Annotated in this window: 4 protein-coding genes and 1 pseudogene; all 5 read left to right on the top strand. The window is 68.3% G+C overall.

Annotated elements, in window-relative coordinates; all coding sequences use genetic code 11:
- A partial coding sequence (locus V6M89_RS30280; RefSeq protein ID WP_332856695.1) for a hypothetical protein occupies positions 1-615 on the top strand: 615 nt, incomplete at its 5' end.
- Between the two features lie 62 nt (positions 616-677).
- A complete protein-coding gene (locus V6M89_RS30275; RefSeq protein WP_332856694.1) occupies positions 678-1,232 on the top strand; it encodes a prepilin-type N-terminal cleavage/methylation domain-containing protein in 555 nt (184 codons plus the stop codon).
- Positions 1,232-1,486, top strand: coding sequence for a hypothetical protein (locus V6M89_RS30270; RefSeq protein ID WP_332856693.1), 255 nt, complete (start codon positions 1,232-1,234; stop codon positions 1,484-1,486). The genes V6M89_RS30275 and V6M89_RS30270 overlap by 1 nt, the downstream gene beginning before the upstream one ends.
- 67 nt (positions 1,487-1,553) lie before the next feature.
- A complete protein-coding gene (locus tag V6M89_RS30265) occupies positions 1,554-2,621 on the top strand; it encodes a phosphotransferase (protein WP_332856692.1) in 1,068 nt (355 codons plus the stop codon).
- 70 nt (positions 2,622-2,691) lie between these two features.
- Positions 2,692-3,369, top strand: a pseudogene (locus V6M89_RS30260) (PAS domain-containing protein); the annotation flags it as partial.

Genomic DNA, 3,369 nt, shown 5'->3' with positions numbered 1-3,369 from the left:
GCGCAGGCGCGCGCCGAGGCGCTGCCGCCGGCGCCGGCGCCGGCCGCGCTGCAGCTGGCCAGCCTGGGCGATCCGCTGGCGCTGTCGCGGCTGCTGATGCTGTATGTGCAGGGCTACGACGATCAGGCCGGCGTCGCCATCGCCTGGCGCGACATGGACTACGGCCGCATCCGGCAATGGCTGGAGCGCGTGCTGGAGCTCGATCCGCGCAGCCAGTATCCCTTGCTGGCGGCCAGCGAGGTGTACGGCGCGGTCGGCGATCCGGCGCGGGTGCGCCTGATGCTGGAGCTGGTCTACGCCCGCTACGACGAGGACCCGAACCGGCGCTGGCCGTGGCTGGCGCACGCGGCCGTGGTGGCGCGCCACCGGCTGCACGACCTGCCGCTGGCGCGCCGCTACGCGCAGGCGATACGGCTGCGCGCCACCGGCCCGCAGGTGCCGGCCTGGGCGCGCGAGCTGGAACTGTTCGTGCTCGAAGATATGAGCCAGGCCGAGGCGGCGCGGGCGCTGATCGGCGCGCTGCTGGCCAGCGGCCAGATCACCGATCCCAACGAACTGCGCTTCCTCGAACAGCGCCTGCAAAACATGGCGCCGCCGGCCCGGCCATCGCGCTAGGCGGCCGGGCAGTTTCCGTCTATCATGATGTTTCATCGACACCCGTTACGAAAGGATGCCCCATGCAGCGAGCCCAACGCGGCTTCACCCTGGTTGAGATTGCGATTGTCCTGGTCATCATCGGCCTGCTGCTGGGCGGCGTGCTGAAAGGACAGGGGCTGATCGACAGCGCCAAAGTCAAGAACATCATCCAGCAATCGAACGCCCTGTCGGCGGCGGTCAACTCCTACCAGGACAAGTTCCACGCGCTGCCGGGCGACGATCCGCAGGCGACCACCCACGCGCCCGGCGCCACCGGCAACGGCAACGGCGACGGCCAGATCGCCGAATACCAGCTGGCGCCGCAGCACCTGGCGCTGGCCGGCTTCATCACCGGTTCGTTCAACGGCACCACCGACTTCATGACCAGCGCGCAAGGCGGCGCGGTCTACATCTACAACGACGTGGTCGGCGGCCGCGGCGGCAACGGCGTGCGGCTCGACAACCTGCCCGACTCGTTCGCCGAGCAGGTCGACAGCAAGCTCGACGACGGCAAATACAACACCGGCTCGGTGCGCGCCACCGCCGCCTACACCAACAACGGCACGGTCATCCAGCGCACCGCCCTGTTCTTCTGATGCGGCGCCTGTCCGCGCCGCAGGTCCTCAACCTGCTGCTGGCGGCCGCCTGCCTGGTGCTGTGCGCCGGCTATTTCGCCTCGGGCCGGGTGCAGGACGGCTTCTGGAGCGTGGGCACCACGCTGGCCTTTGCCGTCCTGCTGCTGTTTAACGCCTTCTGGAAGCGCAAGGAAATCAAACCGGCCTACTTCTGCTTCATGCTCGCCGCCGGCGTGCTGCAAGTCTATGTCTTCATCCTGAAAGTCAGCGCTTGAAAATAAAAAGCACGTGCGTACTTTTATTCGACTAAAATAGCTGATACTCACAACAGCGGGAGACAGCATGTTCGAAGAATTCATCGGCACCAAGGCGGTGTCGGCGCGCCACCAGTTCGACGTGGCGGCGCTGGACGCCTGGCTGCGCCAGCACGTGGCCGGCTACCCGGACGGCACGCTGGGCGTGCAACAGTTCAAGGGCGGCCAGTCCAACCCCACCTACAAGCTCAGCATCGGCGGCCAGCACTATGTGTTGCGCACCAAGCCGGCGCCGGCCGACAAGCTGCTGCCGTCGGCGCACGCGATCGAGCGCGAGTACCGGGTGATGGATGCGCTCAGCAAGCACGGCTTCCCGGCCGCCCGCCAGTACGCGCTGTGCACCGACGAGGCGGTGATCGGGCGCGCCTTCTACGTGATGGAATTCGTCGAAGGCCGGGTGCTGTGGGACCAGGCCCTGCCCGGCATGACGGCGGCCGAACGCGCCGCCATCTACGACGAGCTCAACCGCGTGATCGCCCAGCTGCACACGGTCGACTACGCGGCCATCGGCCTGGCCGACTACGGCAAGCCGGGCAACTACTTCGCGCGCCAGATCGAGCGCTGGAGCAAGCAATACCTGGCCTCGCAGACCGAGACCATAGCCGCGATGGACCAGCTGATCGCCTGGCTGCCCGGCAACATCCCGCCCGGCGAAGACACCTCCATCGTGCACGGCGACTTCCGCCTCGATAACATGCTGTTCCACCCGACCGAGCCGACCATCCTGGCGGTGCTGGACTGGGAGCTGTCGACCCTGGGCCATCCGTTCGCCGACTTCTCCTACCACTGCATGAGCTGGCACATCGAACCCGGCCAGTTCCGCGGCATCGCCGGGCTGGACCTGGCGGCGCTGGGCATCCCCTCGCAGCAGGACTACATCGCCCGCTACGCCGCGCGCACCGGCAAGACCATCCGGCTGGAGGACTTCAACTTCTACCTGGCCTTCAATATGTTCCGCCTGGCCAGCATCATGCAAGGCATCATGAAGCGCCACGTCGACGGCACGGCCGCCAGCGCCCAGGCGCTGGAATCGGGCCGGATGGCGCGGCCGATGGCCGAGCTGGGCTGGAGCTACGCCTGTGGCAAGCCGATCTGACCGTTGCCTGTAGTGGACAAAATCGCTTTCTGAAACGGCCGGCGTCGGCTACTATCGTGCTGCCGGCCCGATGCTGGCCGCCGCCGCCGAGGTCCACCACGTGCCATTGACGAAACGCCCACGCCTGCCCTCCATCCGCTCGCAGATCGCGCTGCTGGTGCTGGCGTGCGCGCTGCCGACGGTGGTCGGCTTTTGCGCCGTGGTCGGCCAGTTCTACCAGCGCGAACGCGACACCCTGATGGAAGACACCCGGCAGTCGGCCCGGCTGGTGGCCGCCGCCATCGACCGCGACCTGCTGCAGGCGGACAGCGCGGTGCGCGCGCTGGCCGCCTCGCCCAGCCTGCGCAGCGGCGACCTGGCGGCGCTGCGGACCCAGGCCGCCACCCTGCTCGGCCCGCAATTCCCGGTCGCCCATTTCCTGCTCAGCGACGCCGCCGGCAAGGTCGCGCTGCACCTCGGCCCGGACTTGCCCGCCAGCTTCAGCAACGCCGACAACCGGCGCCGCCTGGCGCTGCTGTACGCGCAGTCGCGGCCGCAATTGTCCATGCTCACGATCAACGGCGCGGGCCTGCTGGCGATCGATGTGCCGGTCATGCTGGACGACCACCTGGGCTACGCCCTGACCGCCCTGCTCAAGCCCGAACGGCTGGCCAACATCCTGGCCGACGAGAAGATCGGCCAGCACCAGGCCATGACCTTGTACGACGCCGAAGGCATGTTCGTCGCCCAGGCCGGGGGGCCCGGGCCG

It is taken from the genome of Duganella sp. S19_KUP01_CR8, from assembly GCF_036688705.1.
Taxonomy (GTDB): Bacteria; Pseudomonadota; Gammaproteobacteria; order Burkholderiales; family Burkholderiaceae_D; genus Rugamonas.
Note: the sequence above shows the minus strand (reverse complement) of the source record. Positions and strands in the feature narration are given on the sequence as shown.

Excerpts from the sequence above, each read along its gene's own strand:
- V6M89_RS30275 (WP_332856694.1), top strand. The coding sequence starts at position 678 with ATGCAGCGAGCCCAACGCGGCTTCACCCTGGTTGAGATTGCGATTGTC.
- V6M89_RS30270 (WP_332856693.1), top strand. The coding sequence starts at position 1,232 with ATGCGGCGCCTGTCCGCGCCGCAGGTCCTCAACCTGCTGCTGGCGGCC.
- V6M89_RS30265 (WP_332856692.1), top strand. The coding sequence starts at position 1,554 with ATGTTCGAAGAATTCATCGGCACCAAGGCGGTGTCGGCGCGCCACCAG.